Genomic DNA, 18346 nt, shown 5'->3' with positions numbered 1-18346 from the left:
TCCCCCTCGCCTGACCACGTCGAACAAAGATCCGTCGACGGTTCAGACCTCCCCACCCGGAGCGCTCCTCACTCCTGGGCGGCCTCCCGGGGAGCCGTGGCGGCGGTCGCCCGCCCTGGGTGCCGTCGGGCGGCCGGAGCCGCCCGGGTCTCAGCTGCCCGCCTCCTCGTCGTACGCCACGAAGCGCAGTTCGGAGGTGTAGCGGCGGCCCTCGTCGTCGCTCAGCCAGGTCTGCTCGGGCGTGGGCAGCATCTCGGTGAACGTGATCCGGCCCTCCGGGTCCTTGCGGGCCAGCCGGCGCAGGGCCTTGGCGAGGATGGTGACGTAGACGGGGCTGTCGAAGTCGACGTAGAAGGGGCGCGACTCGGTCGGCGATACGGCGAAGACGAAGCGCGGCAGCCCGTGTTCGGCCCGCCAGCGGCGGGCCCCGACGAAGCGCCGGGCCTCGTCCTTCTCGTCGGCGAACGCGGCCCGCGCCGCGGTGAACCGCCAGGTCTCGCGGGCCACCACCAGCCGGTCGACCGTCACCCGGGGCGAGTGGTCCGACTCCGGGAGGATCTGGAACAGATCCATCGCCAGCGTGGTCAGCACGTGCGCGAACACGTCCATGGCCGGATACGCGGAGCCGTCGGGCAGCAGCACCACGAGCGCCCCGTCGCGGAGTTCCACCAGGGCGTCCGCGCTGCGCACCGCGCGGGACCGCGCCGGGTCCGCGGTGAAGTCGGCCAGCGCGACCTGGTGGTCGCCGGGACGCACGAGGCTGTTGCGGATACGGGCGGAGAGCCGTGCGCGGTGCTCCTTCGGGATCAGCGGCAGCAGGCGCGGTGCCGGGTGGTCGCGGTCGGTGAGGCGTACAAGCTCGGCCGGGTCGGAGTGCTGGTGCACGAAGAGCGAGGCGCCCAGGGTGTTCGCCGCGAGGTGGAGTTCGCCGAGGACCAGGGTGAAGTCGCCGCGGGCGACCGCGTCCGCGCCGTCGGCGGCGATCATGACGTCGGGGCTCATGTAGCGGGCGGCCGTCCAGCCTCCGCCGCGCGTGCCGAAGTGCCGGCGGACCGGTTCCGCGATGTCCGCCAGGCGGAGGCGGACATCGCGGGCGTCCGCCGGGACGGCGAGGATCTCCTGCCAGCGGGCCCGGAAGTCCGCCTGGACGCCGTCCGCCGCCGCGCGCGCGGGGCCGTGCAGCACGGGCAGGCACCCGAACCAGAAGGACGCCAGGTCGACGGGGCCCTCGGCCGCGAGGGCGGCGTGCACGCGCAGCGCCTCCCGCTCCACGGTTTCGGCGAGGCGGGAGGTGATCCAGCCGGCGCTGTCCAGCAGCGGGCGCAGCGGCGCGAGCGCGTCGTGCACGGCGCTGCCGAGCCGGACCGTGGCGGCCCTGCGGGTGTCGGCGTAGACCAGCGCGCGGCACGGGGCGGTGGAGGCGGACTTCTCCCGTACGGCCGGGGTCTCGGTGAGGTCGACGAAGTCCTCTTCCAGGGCCGTCATCGCCGCGACGAGCGCGTCGGCGCCCCGGGCCGCCGCGACCCGGGCGCGGCCCTCCTCCAGCCGGTCGAGCGCGGCCAGTCCGCGGCGGCGCGGCTCGTCTGCGTCCACCGATTCCAGCCAGGCCCGCAGCGCGCGGTCGGGGTGGGTGTCGGCGGGGATCTCCAGCCGCCACACCGCCCAGCGGCGGGCGACCAGGTCCTCCAGGACGGCGGTCACGTCGACGTCGGGCAGCTCGGCGGCGATCCGCCGGGCCGGCCGGACCCCGTCGCAGCGGGCGAGCACCGCGGCGGTGTCGGCGGGGACGGTCACCGGGCGGCGGCCGGGCACCGTGACGGTGCGGCCGTCCAGGCCGACGAACGGGATGCGGCGCGGGGCGGTCCACTCGCGCAGGGCGGGGTCGGCGGCCAGGGTGCGGGCGAGGGCGTCGACGGCCCAGCCGGCCCAGTAGACGGTGGTGGCGGCGGTCAGGCCGCTGCCGGTGTCGGTCTCGACGCCGTCGGCGCGGCCGTCCCAGCGGCCCCAGCCGACCGGGCCGAAGAAGCCGATGGTGTCGTTCTTGACGCAGAACCGCTGCCAGTAGTGGGCCACCAGCTCCTCGCGCTGGCGCGGCATGCTGCTGCGGCTCGCGGCGGTCGGGGTCCAGCGCAGGAAGGGGGCGATGCCGGAGGTGAGCACCGGGCGGTTCTGCCAGGCGACCGCCTCGCGGAAGGCGGGGGTGCGGGCGATGTCCTGGAGGGTGAGGGCGGTCTCGACGGACGCCCCGGCGAAGACCTGGGCGAAGTCCTGCCACAGCGGCCCGTCGAGCGCGTCGCCGGGGGCGAACTTGTCGGCGGCGCGGGCCAGTCCGGGCGGGGCCAGCCTCAGCACTCCGTCGGCGGGGAAGCCCGGTCCGCGCAGGGCGAACTGCTCCCACAGCCTCCAGCGGCCGAGGGACGGCACGAGGTCGTCGGTCATGGCGGCGTTCTCCTTACGCGTTCACGCGTTCACGGTGGATGCGGCGGTGTCACGGCACGGCGGGCGGGCGGTGCGGCGGGCGGGCCGACGGGCGGTGCGGTCCGGGGCCGGGCCGGCCCCCATAGCCGCGTCCTCGCGCCCTCGCGCCCTTCGTCGTACGGCGGTACGGCGTTGTCAGGCGCGGCCGTAGTCGGCGTCCAGGACCTCCGCCAGGTCGGCGGGCGTGGGGTAGGCGAACACCAGCGAGACCGGGATCTCCGCCCCCAGCGCCTCCTGGAGCCGGCCGGTGATCTGGAAGGCGGTGAGCGAGTCGCCGCCCGCCTCGTAGAAATCGCAGTCGGCGGTGAGGTCGGCCAGGCCGAGCACGTCGCGGAAGATGCCGACCAGGAGGTCGAGGGTGCCGGTCGCGGTGGTGGCGGCGGTGGCGGTGGCGGTGTTGGGGGTCATGACGTCTTCTCCTTGGTGAGTGCGCCGGTGAGGGCGTGGGTGAGGGCGAGCGTGTGCAGGCGGGCGGCGGTGTTGCCGCCCGAGACGACGGCCACGGCGCGTTCGCGGCGGCGGGCGCGCAGCGCGCCGGCCAGGGCGACCGCGCCGCTCGGTTCGGCCTCCGCGCCGTGGCGGCGCAGCAGTTCGGCGGCGGCCAGGATCTCGGCGTCGTCGACGGCGATCATGTCGTCGACCCGGTCGCTGACGATCGGGTAGGTGAAGGTTCCCGGGCACTGGCCGCGCAGTCCGTCCGCCACGGTGGAGCCGGGCGGCAGGCGCAGCGGCCGGCCGGCGGCGAGGGAGCGGGCGTAGCGCGGGGTCGTGGCGGGCTCGACGCCGACCACGCGCACCGGGTGGTGCCGGGCGGCGAGGCAGACTCCGGCGAGCAGTCCGCCGCCGCCGGTGGGCACGTAGAGGGTCTCGGTGTCGGGGGCGTCGGCCAGCACCTCGGCGCCGACGGTGCCCTGTCCGGCGATGACCAGCGGATGGTCGGAGGACGGTACGAGGAGGGCGTCGCCCCGTCCGGCCAGTTCGCGGGCCCGCTCGTCCCGTTCGGCGACGCCGCCGCTCACGTGCACGGTCCTCGCGCCGAGCGCCCGGATGGCGGCGGCCTTGGCCGGGACCGCACCGGCCGCGAGGACCACCGTCAGGCGCAGTCCGAGCGAGGAGGCGAGCCGGGCCAGCGCGATGCCGTGGTTGCCGGAGGAGCCGGTGACCAGGCGTACGGCGTCCAGGGCGAGGACGGCGTTGGCCGCGCCGCGCGTCTTGAACGAGCCGCCGTTCTGGAGGTGTTCGGCCTTGAGCAGGATGCGCGGTCCGCCCGGCCGGGCGCTCGGGCCGGCCAGCAGCGGGGTGCGGACCACGTGCCGGGCGATGCGGTCGGCGGCGGCGGCGAGGTCGGCGGGGCCCGGCCGCAGGGCGGCGGCCTTCATCGCCCGGTCCCGAGGGGCGGCCGGACGGCGTCGGGCGCGGGGCGCGCCGGGGCGGGGCCGAGGGCGGCCAGGGTGCGGCGGTCGGCCTTGCCGCCCCGGGTGGTGGGCAGTTCGTCCAGGCGGACGAACCGGCGCGGCATCAGGTGCGGCGGCAGCAGGCGGACCAGGTGGCCGCGGAGCGCGGCGTCCGGCGTGCCGGAGAGGTCGCCGGTGAGGTGGGCGACCAGGTGCACGCGCCCGTCCGCGTCGGTGGGCGAGGTGACGACGGCGCCGGTGACGGCGGGGTGCGCCAGCAGGGCGCCCTCCACCTCCGCCGGGTCGACGCGGTATCCGCGGATCTTCACCTGCCGGTCGCGGCGGCCGGCGTAGTGCAGGCCCTCGGAGCTCTGCCGGGCCAGGTCGCCGGTGCGGTAGAGCCGCGCGCCGGGCGGGCCGAGCGGGTCCGGGACGAAGCACTCCGCGGTGCGGGCGGGCCGGCCGCTGTAGCCGCGGCCCACGCCCACTCCCCCGATGCAGACCTCGCCCGGCGTGCCGTCGGGCACGGGCGCGAGGTCCGCGTCGAGCAGGCGGACGACCGCGCCGGCCCCGGGGCGGCCGACGACGTCGGCGGCCGGGTCCGGGTCCGCGGGCACGGAGTGGCGGGTGGTGGTCATCGTGCACTCGGTGGGCCCGTACTGGTTGACCAGCGCGCCCGGCACGAGGGAGCGGCCCCCGGCGGTGAGGAAGGGGCGCAGGGACTCGCCGCTGGACGCCACCAGGGTGACGCCGGCCAGCGGGTCCCGGCCGGTGCGGGCCCCGGCCAGGTGGGAGAGGAACGAGGGCGTGACGCTGAGCAGGGTGTTCACGCCGTAGCGGCGGACGGTCGCGGTGAACTCCTCGGGCCGCAGCAGGGCGCCGCGGTCCACGATCACCACCCGGCCGCCCGCGAGCAGCGGCACGAAGGTGTCGCGGATGGAGGCGTCGTAGCCCAGCGGCGCGATCTGGAGGGCGACCGTGGCGGGTCCGAGGCCGAACACGGCCGCCGCGTCGCGGAGATAGGCGTCGAGGCCGCGGTGCTCGATCAGGACGGCGCTCGGCTCTCCGGTGCTGCCCGAGGTGTGGCTGACGTAGGCGAGCGAGCGCGGGTCGACCGGTGCGGGCGGGCCGGGGCGGCGGTCGGCGGGGTCCTGGCGCACCGGCCGGTCCAGCAGCACCGGCGGTCCGGGGACGGGGAGGTCGAGTCGGGCGGCGAGGGCGGACGTGGTCAGGAGCAGCCCGGCGCGTCCGCTGCGGACGAAGGAGGCGAGGCGTTCGCGGGGCTGGCCGGTGTCGAGGCTGAGGAAGGCGGCTCCGCGGCCCAGGACGGCGGCCATGGCGGCCACCGCGTCCGTGCCGCGCTCGGCGGCCACCGCGCACACCGTCTCGGGTCCGGCGCCGCGCGCGGCCAGCGTCCGGGACAGGGCCGTGACGCGCGCGGCCAGTTCGGCGTAGCTCGTGTCGCCGTCCGGCGTGGTCAGGGCGGTGCGGCCGGGGTCCCGCTCGGCGTGGGCGAGGATGTCGTCGACGACGGTGCGCATCACGCCTCCCCGGTGGCGGGCCCGGTGGCGGCCGGGTCGGTGACGGTCCGGTCGACGGCGACGAAGCGCAGTTCCGAGGTGTAGGCGCTGCCCTCGTGATCGGTGAGCCACGCCTGCTCCGGGGTGGGCAGCATCTCGCTGACGCGCAGGCGGGCGGCGGGGTCCTTGCGGGCGAGCCGGCGGATCGCCTTGGCGAGGATGGTGAGGTAGACGGGGCTGTCGAAGTCGACGTAGAAGGGCCGGGGTTCGGTCGGGGAGACCACGAAGACGAAGCGCGGCAGCTCGTGCCGGTCGCGCCAGTGGCGGGCCCGGACGAAGCGGACCGCCTCCGACTTCTCCTCGGCGAAGTCGATGTCGGCGACCGGGAGGTTCCACGTCTCGCGGGCCACGACCATCCGGTCCACGGTGATCCTCGGGGTGTGGTCGCCGGACGGGCGCAGGGTGAAGCGGTCCATGACGCGCTGGGTGAGGGTGTTGGCGTACGCGTCGAGCAGGTCGTAGGCGGTGCCGTCGGGCAGGACGGCGTGCAGCCGGCCGTCCCGGTCCTCGACGGCGACGTCGGCGCTCGCGTACGTGCGGGGGCGGTGCGGGTCGCCGGTCTGGTCGACCAGGGCGACGTAGTGGTCCTGGGGCCGGTCCAGGGACGGGCGGCTGCGCGAGGACCACTTCAGCGGCAGCTCCTTGGCCAGCATGGGCAGCAGGCGGGGGCCGGGGAAGTCCCGGGTGGTCTCCGCGAGGAGTTCGTCCCGGTCGGGGTGCTGGTGGACGAAGAGGGAGGCGCCCATCGTGTTGAGGGCGCAGTGCATCTCGCCCAGCACCAGGTCGACGTCGCCGCTCTCCAGGGCCTGCTCGTCCTCGGCGACCACGAGGACGTCGGGGCTCACGTACCGGGCGAGCGACCACCCGTCGCCCGGTTCGTCGAACGCGGCGCGCACGCCCTCGGCCAGGTCGGCGGAGGAGAGCCGGACCCGGCGCGCGTCCGCCGGGAGGTCCAGGACGCGGGTCCACCGGTCGCGCATCTCGGCCTGGACGGCGTCGATGAGATCGCCCGCCTCCGGGTGCGGGGAGGGCAGGGTGTGCAGCCACATCGTGCCGAGGTCCACCGCCTCGCCGTCGGCCCGCAGGCGGTCGTGGACGGTGCGCAGGCGGGCGCGGACGCCCTGGGCGAAGCGGTTCGTCATCCAGCGGGCCGCCGTCAGGCACAGCTCCAGCGGCGCGAGTTCGGCGAGGAGCGCCGAGCCGACGGTGGCGGTGGCGGCGCGGCGGGCGTCGGAGTAGACCAGGCCGCGGCAGGGCGCGGTGCGTTCGCCCTTGGTGCGCTGGGCCTCGGTGTCGGTCAGCGCGGCGAAGTCCGCCTCCAGCGCGCCGATCGCGGCGGTCAGCGCGACCGCGTCGGCTCCGGCGGCCTGGACGGCGTCGCGGCCCCGCTCCAGTACGGACAGCTGCTCCAGGGCCCGTTCGCGGGCGGCCCCTTCGGGCACCCGCTCCAGGATGCGGCGCAGGGCCCGGTCGGGGTGGGTGTCGGCGGGCACGTCGAGCCGCCACCGCACCCACCGGCGGGAGGCCAGCTCCCGTACGGTGTCGGCCGCCTCGTCCGCGCCGATGCCGAGGTCCGCCGCGATCGCGGCGACCGGGCGGGTGCCGTCGCACCGCTCCAGTACGGCCGCCGCGAGCGCTCCGATCGGCTGCGCGGGGCGGCCCGGGACCCGTACCGCGCCGTCGGCGACGCGGACGAACGACACGCGGTGCGGCGGGATCCAGCGCATCAGCTCCGGGTCCCCGGCCAGCACCTTGACGAGGGCGTCGACGGCCCAGCCGGCGAAGTAGACCTGGGAGCCGGCGAGGAAGCCGTCGCCCGGGTCGCTCTCCACGCCCCGGGTGGACAGGTCCCAGCGGCCCCAGCCGACCGGCCCGAAGAAGCCGATGGTGTCGTTCTTGACGCAGAACCGCTGCCAGTAGTGGGCGACCAGCTCCTCGCGCTGGCGCGGCATGCTGCTGCGTCCGGTGGACGGGTCCCACCGCAGGAACGGGGCGATCCCGGTCCGCAGGACGGCGGGGTTCTGCCAGGCGAGCGCGGCCTGGAAGCGCGGCAGTGCGGCGATCTCCTGGAGCTGGTGCGCGGTGCGCACGGCACCCCGGGAGACGTCCTCGGCGAAGGCGTCCCACTCGGGGCCGGCGAGGTCGCTGCCGGGGCCGAACTTGTCGGCCGCGTCGGCCAGTCCGGCGGGGGCCAGGTGCAGGACGCCGTCGGCGGGGAAGCCCGGTCCGCGCAGCGCGAACTGCTCCCACAGCCGCCATCCTCCGCCGGGCAGCAGGACATTTCCGTGGTCGTCCGACATGCGGGACTCCTTCCAGAGGGGGATCGCCGGGTTCCGTGCGGTCGGCAGGGGCGGGGCGGTCGGCAGCCGCCCCGCCGCCGTTCGGACGACGTCGGCTGTCTGCGGACGTCCAGTACGGTCCCGCGCCGGCCCCCGGCGTCACCAGAGAAGATCCGGCAGCAACGCGTGCCGCCGGGTCAGCGCGTTCGTCCCTGCCGCCCGCCGCCGGGCCCGGGGACGCTGGCCCCGTCGATCCATTCCATGCGGGAGGTTCCACCGTGACGAACGACAGCACCGTGACCGGTACGGAGGCGGAGCGCGCTCCGGCGGAGGCGCGGGAGGAGTTCCTCGTCGTGCGCAACGACGAGGAGCAGTACTCGATCTGGCGGGCGGACCGCGACCTGCCCGCCGGCTGGTACGCCGACGGGTGCCGCGGCGCCCGGCAGGAGTGCCTCGACCACATCGAGGAGGTCTGGACGGACATGCGTCCGCTGAGTCTGCGCCGGCGCCTGGCAGGGGCTGATGTCTGAGCCGGGCACGGGTCCGGATCTGCTGGTGGCCGCGCACGCCCCGCCGGCCGCCGCGCGCGCGGCCCCGGTGGGGTACGCGCCGCCCGGCCCGCTGCGTCCGGCCCCGCTGGACCCGGCGCTGCTGTGGCGCAGGCCGGATCCGGTCGCGCCCCGTCCGCTGTCGGGGCCGCTGGAGCTGTACCTGGCGCACGCCCGGCCCCGGGACGAGCGCCTGCTCCTGCGGGCCCGGGAGATCCTGGACGCCGAGGAGCGGGCGCGGGCCGGGGCGTTCCGGCGGGACGCGGACCGGGACGTGTACGTGGTCGCGCACACCGCGCTGCGCAGCGTGCTGGGCGACCTGCTCGGCGTCCGGCCCGACGCGCTGCCCCTGATGCGGGAGCCGTGCGCGGGCTGCGGCGGGCCGCACGGCCGTCCGGCGCTGCGGGGCTCGGGGATCCACTTCTCGCTGTCCCACAGCGGGGACCTGGTGATGATGGCGCTGGCCCGCGCGCCGGTCGGGGTGGACGTCGAGCGGCTGGCGGGCGTGCAGGCGGTGCTCGGCGCGCAGTCCGCGCTGCACGTCGCGGAGGTCCGCGAGCTGGCGCGGCTGCCGGAGGGCGAACGGCAGGCGGCCTTCACCCGGGCCTGGGTCCGCAAGGAGGCGTACCTGAAGGGCCTGGGCACCGGCCTGGTGCGCAGCCCCGGTCTCGACTACGTCGGCACCGGACCGGTCCCCGCCGTCCCGTCGCCCGGGTGGGAACTGCGGGACGTGCGCGTCCCGGCGGGGTACGCGGCGGCCGTGGCCCTGCGGACGCCGTGAACGGCGCGGTACGCCCTGTGCGGGGCCCGGCTTCCCGGCGGGCCCCGTCGGCGTGCCCGGCGGGTGCGGGCGGTGCGCGCACCCGTGGTCGCGCGGGCCGGGGCGCGCGTTACGATCTCGCGCATGACCGCACCGCAGCCGACCATCGTCGCGACGTCCGGCGGGCACCGGGTGGGAGCCCGCGCCCGGGTGCTGTTCGACTCGCTGGTCCATCACGCGGTCGACCTCTCCGGGGTGCACGGCCGTCGCCCGCGGGTGCTGTACCTGGGTACGGCGGTCGGCGACGCGGAGCACGTCACGGCGCGGATGCACGAGGCGGCCCGGTACGCCGGTTTCGACCTGACGCCGCTCGCCCTGTTCCCGATGCCGAACGTGGAGGACGTCGAGGCCACGCTCCTGGCGCACGACGTCGTCTGGGTGATGGGCGGCTCGGTGGCCAATCTGCTGGCGGTGTGGCGGGTCCACGGGCTGGAGGGCGCGCTGCGCCGCGCGTGGCGGGCGGGCGTCGTGCTCAGCGGGGTCAGCGCCGGCTCCATCTGCTGGTTCCAGGGCGGTGCGACGGACTCCTACGGGCCCCGGCTGCGCCCGGTCACCGACGCGCTCGGCTTCCTCCCGTACGGCAACGGCGTGCACTACGACTCGGACGGCGGGCGGCGTCCGCTGATCCACCGGCTGGTGGCCGACGGCACCCTGCCCACCACGCACTGCACCGACGACGGCGTGGGCCTGGTCTACCGGGGCACCGAGCTGGTCGAGGCCGTGACGGAGATCCCGGGCAAGGGGGCCTACGTCGTCACCCGTGAGGGCGACCGGGCCGTGGAGGAGCGCGTCGAGCCGCGCCGGCTGCCGCCTCCGCCGGACTGAGCAGGACGGACGAAGGCCCCGGACCGTGTCCGGGGCCGTCACGTGGTGCGGGCGGCGTCAGATGAGCCCGGAGCGCACCGCGTGGGCGACCGCGTGCGCCCGGTTGCGGGCCTGGAGACGGGCCATCACCTCGTAGATGACGTTCTTCACCGTGTGCTCGGAGCAGGAGAGCATGCGGGAGATGTCGGCGTTGCCGTGCCCGTCCGCCATGAGGCGCAGGACCGTCGTCTGGCGTGCCGTGAGCGGCAGCGTGGAGACGTCCGGGGCGGGGCGGCCCCGGGGCGGGCCGGCCGCCAGGAGGTGGGAGAGGACGGGGTAGGGGATGCCGGGCTGGCGGTTGCCCGCGCTGCGGACGGCCTTCGCCAGGTTCTCGGCGGTGAGGTCGGCGGTCCTGAGCACGGCCGCTCCGGCGCGCAGCGCCATGCGCACGCCCGCCCGGGTGACGGTGTCGCAGACGACGACGCAGGGCCCGGCGTCCCGTGCGTCGCGCAGGGCCTCCTCGGCGTCCTCGGCGACGACGATGGTGACGGTGCGGGGTTCGGCGGCGGGGCGGGCGGCGTCGGCGGGGCCGAGCGTGCACGTGAGACCGGCCCGGCGGGCCAGGTCGTGGACGCGTTCGGCGCCCCGGGAGCGGACCAGGTGGACCAGGGGCTGCGGAGTCGCGGCGAGCGGAGCGGCGAGGGCGGTGGCGGTGGCGGTCACAGGAGTCCTGCTCTCAGTGCGTAGGCGACGGCGTGCGCCCGGTTGCGCAGGCGGAACCGGTGCGTGATGTCGTGGACGACGGTCGTCACCGTGCGCGGGGAGTAGGCGAGGCGCTGGGCGATCTCCGCCGTCTCGTGCCCGTCGGCGACCATCCGGAGCACCGAACGCTCGCGCTCGGACAGCCCGTTGCCCGCTCCGGCCCCGGAGCCGTGCCGGGCCGCGCCCGAGGTGTCGAGCACCTGGTCGAGGAGGTCCGGCGGGAGGGTGCAGTCGTCGCGGGCGGCGGCGAGCACGGCCTGCGAGAGCCGGGGCGTGGCGGCCTCGCGGCGCGGCAGCAGGCCGCGGGCCCCGGCCGCCAGGGCGTGCAGGACGTCGCCGGGGGCGAAGGCGCCGGCGACCAGGACGACGGCCGGGCGGTTCGGGGTCGCGCGGGTGGTGCGCAGCATGTCGAGTTCCGCCTCGTCCAGCCGGTCGACGGTGAGGACGGCGACCCGCGCCTCCTCCGGCCGCGCCAGCAGCAGGTCCGGACAGGCCGTCAGGGCGCTGCGGGTGCCGGCTTCCAGCACCGGGTCCAGGGCGACCACGCTGACGGATACGATTTCTGCCACCTGCTCCTCCGAAGATCATCGCCCGGTTCAGGGGACAGCGGGCGTCCTGGTCGTTCTGCCCGGAAGTCTTCTTCGGCGCCGTGCGGCGGACATCCGTACTCGCTCCCCACTTTTGCCTCCGCCCGCGCCCGCCGCCCCCGCCGGTGTGCGGTGCGGTGTACGGGGACGGGGCGGCGGCGGTGCGCGCGGGCGGTGCGGGCCCGCCGGGCAGCGCGGGGTGCGGGGCTCCGCCACGCGGGACGTACGGGGAAACCCGCACCGGACGGGTCCGGCCGTGACGCCTTCTGCGGGTCGCCGGGTGCGGCATGGGGGCCGGCGGGGGCCTCGGGTGGGTAGGGGCGGGGGTGCGGGGCGTCGCGGGAGCCGGAGCGGAGGGTCGGCGGGGGCGGTCCCCCCTGGCTCCCGGTGCGGCTGCGCGGGTGCCGCCGGTCTGCGGGGAACCGCGGCTGAGCTGGCATGTTCCTCGCGTGGCAGGGCTGTTGGGCAGGGATCGGGAGCCCCGCCGGACTGCGGGCCCCACCCTGCCGGTGGGGTCCGGGGAGAATATGGGGATCGCATCCCCATGTGGGGGTCCACCGGGTCTGGGACGTTCTTCTCGTGACTGATTCCGCCAGCCTCCGAAACCCGCGGAGCCCGCGCCTGCCGAACGCCTGGTGGGCCCCGGCCCTCTCCCTCGCCGAGCGCGTCGCCGCTCCGGGGGAACCCGTGGCCGCGACCGCCCCGGCCCGCCGCACCCCCTGGGCGGCCGGCGACACGGAGGGCTTCGCGGCGCGGCTGGCGTACCTCGGCATCGGCGCGGACGGACTGGCGGCCCTGGCCGACGAGCCGGCCGAGCGGCTGGCCGGGCGAGCCGGCGTCCCGGACTGGGCGCGGTACGTGGAGGAGGCGCTGGCCTCCGTCGGTCCCCGCCCGGCGCGGGCTCCGGCCTGCGGCGGCGAGGACACGGAGGTGTTCGTGCCCGTCGTTGCGGCGCTGGCCGCCCCGGCCGCGGCGCGCCTCGCCGAGCGGCTGGCGCCGCTGCCGGAGGCCGAACGGAACGTCGTGGGGGCGTCGTTCGAGCTGTGGCTCGGCCGCCGGCTGGCCCGGCTGGCGGCCCGCACCCTGGTGCGCGAGCTGGACGCGGCGCGACGCGCCGGGCGGCTGGACGGCCGGGGGCCGGGTGAGCGGTTCGCCTCCTTCGTCACGGCGACCGGCGGCCGGGCGGGCCTGTGCGCCCTGTTCACCGCCTACCCGGTGCTGGCCCGGATGCTGGGCCGTACGGCGCTGGACGCGGCCGACGCGGTCGGCGAGTGGGGCCTGCGCTTCCACGCGGACCGCGCCGAACTCACCGCCTCCCTCTTCGCGGGCCGCGACCCCGGCCCGCTGACCAGGATCGAGCTGGGCCGCGGCGACGCCCACCAGGGCGGCCGGTCGGTGGCCGTCCTCGGTTTCGCCGACGGGTCGCGGGCGGTGTACAAGCCGCGGTCGCTGGAACACCACGCGCTGCTCGACGATCTGGCCGGCTGGCTCAACGGCGCGGTGTCCGGGCTGGACCTGCGCACACCGCGCACGGTGCGCCGGGAGACGTACGGCTGGCTGGAGTTCATCGAGCACCGCTGGTGCGGCTCGGTGACGGAGGCCGACGCCTTCTACCGCCGCCAGGGCGCCCTGCTGGCCCTGCTGTACGCGGTGGACGGCGCGGACATGCACTACGAGAACGTCATCGCCTGCGCCGACCAGCCGGTGCTGGTGGACGCCGAGACCCTGCTGCACACCGGTCTGCCGCAGGCCACGACGGCCGGGGCCGACCCGGCCGCGGACGCTCTGCACGCCTCCGTGCACCGCACCTGCCTGCTGCCGCACCTGCTGATCGGCGAGCACGGGGCGCTGGACATCTCCGCGCTCGGCCGCGCCGACGACGGCACCCACCCCAGCGAGGGGCTGCGCTGGGAGGACACCGGCCTGGACACCATGCGGGCGGTGCGGGGACCGGTCACCAGCCCGGGGGCGGAGAACCAGCCGCTGCCCGGCGGCCGTTCCCTGACCGGGGCCGACCACCGCGCCGCGCTGCTGGAGGGTTTCCGCACGGCGTACGCGGCCATCGCCGCCCGGGGCGGTGAACTCCTCGCCCCCGACGGCCCGTTGGAGACCCGCGGCTCCGCCCCGGCCCGGATCGTGGTCCGCGCCACCCGGCTCTACGCGACGCTCCTGGAGGAGTCCGCCCACCCCTCGCTGCTCGGCGACGCGCTGGCCCGGGACGCGGTCTTCGCGGTCCTGTGGACGGAGTCCCGGCACGATCCGGCGCGCCAGCGGCTCATCGAGCACGAGACGGCAGACCTGTGGCGCGGTGACGTACCGCTGTTCACGCACCGGCCCGCAGGCACGGAGGTCGGGACGGCGGACGGGACCTGGCTGCCGGACCTGCTGCCGGTGGCGAGCCTGCGGGCGGTGCGCGCCAAGATCGGGCGGATGGACGGGGTCGACTGCCACGACCAGGAGTGGATCGTCGCCGCCACGCTCGCGGCCCTCGGTGCCGACTCCCCACTGGACGGCCCCCGTTCGGAGCTGGTACCGGCTCCGGTGCCCGCGGTGGCGTCCAGCCCCTCACGGCTGCTCGCCGCGGCCTGCGGCATCGCCGACGAGATCGCCGCGCGGGCGTTGAGCGCCGGCGGCCGATCCAACTGGCTCTGCCTGGAACGCTTTCCGTCCGACCACTGGGCCGTGCTGCCGATGGGCGCGGGGCTCGCGCAGGGCTACTGCGGCGTGGCGCTGTTCCTCGCCGAGGCGGGCGCGCTGGCCGGGGCCGAGCGGTACACGACGCTCGCCCGGGAGGCCGTACGCCCGCTGCCGGCGCTGCTGAAGGCGCTGGCGGCGGACGCCGAACCGTGCGCGGCGGTCGGTCCCGGCGCGTACGACGGGATCGGCGGCATCCTCTACACCCTGGTGCGGCTGTCGCGGGTGCTGGACCCCGAGCTGCGGGACTGCCTGCCGGACGCGCTGACCGCGCTGGGCCACGCCGTCGCGTCCTGCTCGGACCTGTCCCTGGCGGGCGGCGCGGCCGGGGCGCTGGCCTCGGCGGTCGCCGTCCACGAGGCCACCGGCGACGCCGGGGCGCTGCGGCTGGCCGACGCCGTGGCGGACGCGCTGCTGCGGGCTCCGGTGCCGGAGGGCGGGCCCGCCGGGTTCGCCGGGGGCGCGGCGGGCATCGGCTGGGCGCTGCTGCGCTACGCCGCCCTGCGGCCGGAGAGGGCCGGGCACGCCGGGGCGGGGCGGGCTCTGCTGGGCCCGGCGCTCGCCGCGGCCTCGGCCGCGCCCGACGACCTGTCCTGGTCCACCGGGCTGGCCGGTGTGCTGGCCGCCGCGGCGGACCTGCCCGGCGGACGGGCGCGGGCCGCTTCCCTGACCGGGCGCTCGGCCGCCCTCGCCTCGGGGGCCGACCTGAGCCTGGGCCACGGGGCGCTCGGCGCCCTGGAGACGTTGACGCTGCTGGCCGGCGCGGGCGACCCGGCGGCGTCCGACGCCCTGGCCCTGCGCACCGGCCAGGCGCTCGGGACCGTCGAGGCGCAGGGACACCGCTGCGCCACCCCGGACCGGGTCCCCTCCCCCGGCCTGCTCACCGGGCTCTCCGGCATCGGCTACGGGCTGCTCCGCCTGGCGCACCCCGACCGTGTGCCGTCCGCACTCCTACTCCAGCACCCCCGCGACCGTACGCCCACCGACTCCTGACTCTCTCCCACCGGCCGGGCACGGGTCGTCCGACCGCTCCGGCCACCGCTCCTGGCACCCGCACACCGACTCCGGGCACACGCAGACCTCATCAGAAGGGGCTCACCACCATGGACCAGAACCTCACCGGCACCCCGTCCGCCACCGCCGCCGCGCTCGACGGTCCGGCCGCCCCCGCGACCGGGCACGACGCCGCGGGCGGGATCGCCCTGAGCGGGCGCAACCGCGCCTGCGCCCGCGTCAGAGTCCTGGCGGGCATGGTTCTGACCAGCGGCATCGTCATCACGCTGACGAGCCTGGACACCTCGGTCTCCTCCCCGCAGTGACCTCCCCGGTCCGTTCCGGGAGCCGGTGGGGCGGGCCGTCGGACGGCGGGCGGGCCCGCTCGCCCCGCTGCGGGCGGGCCACGGGATTCGGGCGACCTGCTGCGATTCCCGGCAATCCGATTAAGATCTGCGTTCATGAGTTCCCATGCGCTCTCCTTGATCGGGCGGGACTCCCAACTGTTCCTCCTCGAACGTGCGTTGTCGGACGCCAGACGGGGGCAGGGCGGAGTCGTCTTCCTGATCGGCGAGGCCGGGGTCGGCAAGTCGCGGCTGGCGGCCGAGGCCGTCGGTACGGCGCTCGCCGCCGGTACGCGCGTCCTGCGGGGCCGGAGCAGCACCACGGGCCCGGCCGTGCCGTTCCGGCCGCTCACCGAGGCGCTGCTGGCGCTGTTCCGCAGCGGCCAGGCGCTGGACGACCTGGAGCTCGGCCCGTACCGGCCGGTCCTCGGACGTCTCATACCCGACTGGGACACCGGTGAGCGGGACAGCAGTTCCATGGTCATCCTGGGCGAGGCGGTGCTGCGCCTGCTGATCGCCTCGGACCGGGGGCAGGGCCAGCTCCTGCTGCTGGAGGACCTGCACGACGCCGACCCGGAGACCCTGGGCGTGCTCGAATACCTCGTCGACAACCTGGAGAACACGCCGATCCTGCTGCTCGCCACCGTCCGCACGGACTTCAGCGACGCCCTGGACCTGGCGCAGTCGGCCCGGCGGCGCGGGGTGGCCGGGCTGGTCGAACTCCCGCCGCTCAGCCGCGAGCAGACGCACGGCCTGATCGCCGCGCAGCTCGGCACCGACGCGGGCCGGGTGCCCGCGCCGATCCTGGAGCGGCTGTGGGAGGACAGCGCCGGCAGCCCGTACCTGGTCGAGGAGTTGCTCCAGTCGATGATCGGCGCCGGCACCCTGGTCCAGGGCTCCGAGGGCTGGCGGGTGGTCGGCGATCCGCGCTCCGACGTCCCCTCCACGCTGGCCCGGGGCATCCTGCGCCGGATCGACCGGCTGGGCGCCGAGGGCCTGACGCTGCTGTCGGCGGCGGCGGTGCTCGGACGGCGCTTCCCGCTGACCGTGCTCCAGCGGATGACCGGCGTCGACGACCGGAGCCTGCTCAGCCATCTGCACGCCGGGGTCGCGGCCCGTCTGGTGATCCCCGACGAGCCCGCGCCCGACTGGTACTCCTTCCGGCACTCGCTCACCGTGGAGGCGCTGTTCACCCAGCTGACGCCCGGTCAACGCGCCGACCTGGCCCGGCGGGGCGCGGAGGCGGTGCGGGAGCTGCACCCCGACCTGCCCGGCGAATGGTGCGCGCAGGCGGCCGGGCTGCACGCGGAGGCCGGTGACCGCAGCGCGGCGGGACGGCTGTTCGCGGAGGCGGGCAGACGGGCGCTGGCGGCCGGGGCGCTGGGCTCCGCGGTGACGCTGCTGAGCCGGGCCGAGAGCCTGCTGGCGCCGGGCGCCGATCCGCAGGGCCGGGCCGAGGCGCTGGAGCACCTGCTGCCGGCCCTCGCCGAGTCCGGCGACTTCGCACGCGCCTTCGAACTGGCCGAGCACCTGCACGCGCTGGACATCGCCGGGCTGAGCCCGTCCCGGCTGGCCGTCCTGCACACCCGGCTGGCCAAGGTGGCGCACACCGCCGGGCGGTGGAGCGACGGCAACCGGCAGATCGCCCGCGCCCGCCAGGTGCTCGGCGCGGCCCCGGACGAGGCGGCCTCGGCGGCCGTCGACGTCACCGCGGCCTATCTGGCGCTGGACACGCCGGGGGCCGACCGCACCCAGCACGCCGAGAAGCTGGCCCGCTCGGCGGCCGACGCGGCGGAGCGCCACCAGCTTCCGGCCGTGGCCTGCCAGGCGTGGGAGCTGCTGGCGACGGTCGCCCGCGAGCGGGACCCGGAGGAGTCCCGGGCGATGCTCGACCAGGCGCTGGCGACCGCGGAGCACCACCGGCTGCCGCTCCAGCGGATGTACGCGGCCACCCGCAAGGGCGGCAACGCCTGGCTGGCGCGCGGCGACACGGGCGAGCTGCTGGCCGCCCGCGAGGAGGCGCTGCGGCTCGGTTCGGTGAGCATCATGCACACGGTGGACGGCATCCTCGTCCTGGACGCGGTGCTGCGCGGCTCCTACGACCGGGCCCGGGAGGCCGCGGCGGAGTGCCTGGCGGTGGTGCGCCGCCTGCGGCTCGCCCCGGCCGTGCGCTATGTGCTGATGGCGCGGGCGGCGCTGGAGGCGCACCGGGGCGACCGGGCGGCGATGGAGGCGGCGGTGGCCTCGTTCGCGGAGTGGGACGGCGCGGGGTCGCAGGAGGAGCCGCTCACGCTGGGCATGGCCCGCGCCTTCTGCGCCCTGATGGAGGAGGACCGCGAGCTGGCCCGTGCGGAACTGCGGGCGGTGACCGCGCTGGAGGAGGGCAACCCGAGCACGTACCACCTCAGCGGCACGCACGGGATCGGGCTGCTGCTGGACGTGCTGGCCGGGGACGCCGACCGGGCCCGGCACGAGGAGGTCTCGGCCACCGCCGTGGGGCGGATGCGCTGGAACCGCCAGTTCGTGCTGCTCGCGGACGCGGTCCTGCTGGGCCGCGAGGGGCGGGGCGCACGGGCGGCGGCGGCGGTCGAGGAGGCGCTGGGCGAGGCGGAGCCGTATCCGGCCGCGCTCCATCTGGGGCTGCGGCTGATCTCGGACGCGGCGCACGCGGACGGCTGGGGCGATCCGGTGGCGTGGCTGCGCCGGGCGGAGCACCACTTCCACGAGCAGGACGTGCTTCCGGTCGTGAACGCCTGCCGGGCGGCGCTGCGCCGGCTCGGCGCTCCGGTGCACCAGCACCGCACGGGCACCAGCGGCATTCCGGAGGAGCTGCGCGCCCTGGGCGTCACCGTCCGGGAGTTCGAGGTCTTCGGGCTGCTCGCCGAGCGGCTGGGCAACAAGGACATCGCGGACCGGCTGTTCATCTCGCCGCGTACGGCCGAGAAGCACATCGCCAGTCTGATCACCAAGACCGGCGCGGCCAACCGGGCTGACCTGTGCGCCCGTTCGGCGGCGGCGCGGCGGCCCGGCCGCGGGGTCTGAGCCGCCCGGGCCCGAGCCGCC

At 76.7% G+C, this 18346-nt stretch carries 13 protein-coding genes; 6 read left to right on the top strand and 7 right to left on the bottom strand.

Going from position 1 to position 18346, the window contains the following annotated elements:
* Positions 1-150 precede the first annotated feature (150 nt).
* The 5 genes from EES43_RS23685 to EES43_RS23665 form a co-directional block, all read right to left on the bottom strand.
* Positions 151-2439, bottom strand: coding sequence for a lantibiotic dehydratase (locus EES43_RS23685; protein ID WP_124270586.1), 2289 nt, complete (start codon positions 2437-2439; stop codon positions 151-153).
* A gap of 174 nt (positions 2440-2613) precedes the next feature.
* Positions 2614-2886 carry an acyl carrier protein gene (locus EES43_RS23680; protein WP_124270585.1) on the bottom strand — a complete coding sequence of 91 codons (273 nt, stop codon included), beginning with the start codon at positions 2884-2886 and terminating at the stop codon, positions 2614-2616.
* Entirely contained in the window at positions 2883-3857 is a 975-nt protein-coding gene (locus tag EES43_RS23675) for a threonine ammonia-lyase (protein WP_124270584.1), read from the bottom strand. The genes EES43_RS23680 and EES43_RS23675 overlap by 4 nt, the downstream gene beginning before the upstream one ends.
* Positions 3854-5413 (bottom strand): amino acid adenylation domain-containing protein, encoded by a 1560-nt coding sequence (locus EES43_RS23670; RefSeq protein WP_124270583.1) that lies wholly within the window; start codon positions 5411-5413, stop codon positions 3854-3856. Before EES43_RS23670 ends, EES43_RS23675 begins: the two co-directional genes overlap by 4 nt.
* Positions 5413-7752: a lantibiotic dehydratase gene (locus EES43_RS23665; protein WP_124270582.1), complete on the bottom strand. Its 2340-nt coding sequence runs from the start codon at positions 7750-7752 to the stop codon at positions 5413-5415. The genes EES43_RS23670 and EES43_RS23665 overlap by 1 nt, the downstream gene beginning before the upstream one ends.
* A gap of 275 nt (positions 7753-8027) precedes the next feature.
* Between EES43_RS23665 and EES43_RS23660 the strand changes: the two genes are divergently transcribed.
* The 3 genes from EES43_RS23660 (at position 8028) to EES43_RS23650 (ending at position 9924) form a co-directional block, all read left to right on the top strand.
* On the top strand, positions 8028-8261 hold the full coding sequence (locus EES43_RS23660) for an MbtH family protein (protein WP_124272131.1): 234 nt from the start codon (positions 8028-8030) through the stop codon (positions 8259-8261).
* Positions 8254-9060 carry a 4'-phosphopantetheinyl transferase family protein gene (locus EES43_RS23655; protein WP_124270581.1) on the top strand — a complete coding sequence of 269 codons (807 nt, stop codon included), beginning with the start codon at positions 8254-8256 and terminating at the stop codon, positions 9058-9060. Before EES43_RS23660 ends, EES43_RS23655 begins: the two co-directional genes overlap by 8 nt.
* Positions 9061-9183: 123 nt before the next feature.
* Positions 9184-9924: a Type 1 glutamine amidotransferase-like domain-containing protein gene (locus EES43_RS23650; RefSeq protein ID WP_124270580.1), complete on the top strand. Its 741-nt coding sequence runs from the start codon at positions 9184-9186 to the stop codon at positions 9922-9924.
* 57 nt (positions 9925-9981) lie between these two features.
* On the opposite strand, the gene EES43_RS31525 is transcribed toward EES43_RS23650, so the two are convergent.
* Both EES43_RS31525 and EES43_RS23640 read right to left on the bottom strand, forming a co-directional pair.
* Positions 9982-10626, bottom strand: coding sequence for a response regulator transcription factor (locus EES43_RS31525; protein ID WP_241192514.1), 645 nt, complete (start codon positions 10624-10626; stop codon positions 9982-9984).
* Positions 10623-11234, bottom strand: coding sequence for a response regulator transcription factor (locus tag EES43_RS23640; protein ID WP_124270579.1), 612 nt, complete (start codon positions 11232-11234; stop codon positions 10623-10625). Before EES43_RS23640 ends, EES43_RS31525 begins: the two co-directional genes overlap by 4 nt.
* A gap of 597 nt (positions 11235-11831) precedes the next feature.
* Between EES43_RS23640 and EES43_RS23635 the strand changes: the two genes are divergently transcribed.
* From EES43_RS23635 to EES43_RS31760, 3 genes are all read left to right on the top strand, one after another.
* A complete protein-coding gene (locus EES43_RS23635) occupies positions 11832-14939 on the top strand; it encodes a type 2 lanthipeptide synthetase LanM family protein (protein WP_241192513.1) in 3108 nt (1035 codons plus the stop codon).
* A 110-nt stretch (positions 14940-15049) separates the two neighbouring features.
* Entirely contained in the window at positions 15050-15265 is a 216-nt protein-coding gene (locus tag EES43_RS23630) for a hypothetical protein (protein ID WP_124270577.1), read from the top strand.
* A 135-nt stretch (positions 15266-15400) separates the two neighbouring features.
* Positions 15401-18325, top strand: a complete 2925-nt coding sequence (locus tag EES43_RS31760) for a helix-turn-helix transcriptional regulator (RefSeq protein WP_124270576.1) — start codon at positions 15401-15403, stop codon at positions 18323-18325.
* The last annotated feature ends 21 nt before the right edge of the window (positions 18326-18346 follow it).

Source organism: Streptomyces sp. ADI96-02, assembly GCF_003846185.1.
Lineage (GTDB): Bacteria > Actinomycetota > Actinomycetes > Streptomycetales > Streptomycetaceae > Streptomyces.
Note: the sequence above shows the minus strand (reverse complement) of the source record. Positions and strands in the feature narration are given on the sequence as shown.

What these genes read in the sequence shown, in the direction of transcription:
- EES43_RS23685 (WP_124270586.1), bottom strand. Translation starts at nt 2,439, where the DNA reads ATGACCGACGACCTCGTGCCGTCCCTCGGCCGCTGGAGGCTGTGGGAG.
- EES43_RS23680 (WP_124270585.1), bottom strand. Translation starts at nt 2,886, where the DNA reads ATGACCCCCAACACCGCCACCGCCACCGCCGCCACCACCGCGACCGGC.
- EES43_RS23675 (WP_124270584.1), bottom strand. Translation starts at nt 3,857, where the DNA reads ATGAAGGCCGCCGCCCTGCGGCCGGGCCCCGCCGACCTCGCCGCCGCC.
- EES43_RS23670 (WP_124270583.1), bottom strand. Translation starts at nt 5,413, where the DNA reads ATGCGCACCGTCGTCGACGACATCCTCGCCCACGCCGAGCGGGACCCC.
- EES43_RS23665 (WP_124270582.1), bottom strand. Translation starts at nt 7,752, where the DNA reads ATGTCGGACGACCACGGAAATGTCCTGCTGCCCGGCGGAGGATGGCGG.
- EES43_RS23655 (WP_124270581.1), top strand. Translation starts at nt 8,254, where the DNA reads ATGTCTGAGCCGGGCACGGGTCCGGATCTGCTGGTGGCCGCGCACGCC.
- EES43_RS23650 (WP_124270580.1), top strand. Translation starts at nt 9,184, where the DNA reads ATGACCGCACCGCAGCCGACCATCGTCGCGACGTCCGGCGGGCACCGG.
- EES43_RS23630 (WP_124270577.1), top strand. Translation starts at nt 15,050, where the DNA reads ATGGACCAGAACCTCACCGGCACCCCGTCCGCCACCGCCGCCGCGCTC.
- EES43_RS31760 (WP_124270576.1), top strand. Translation starts at nt 15,401, where the DNA reads ATGAGTTCCCATGCGCTCTCCTTGATCGGGCGGGACTCCCAACTGTTC.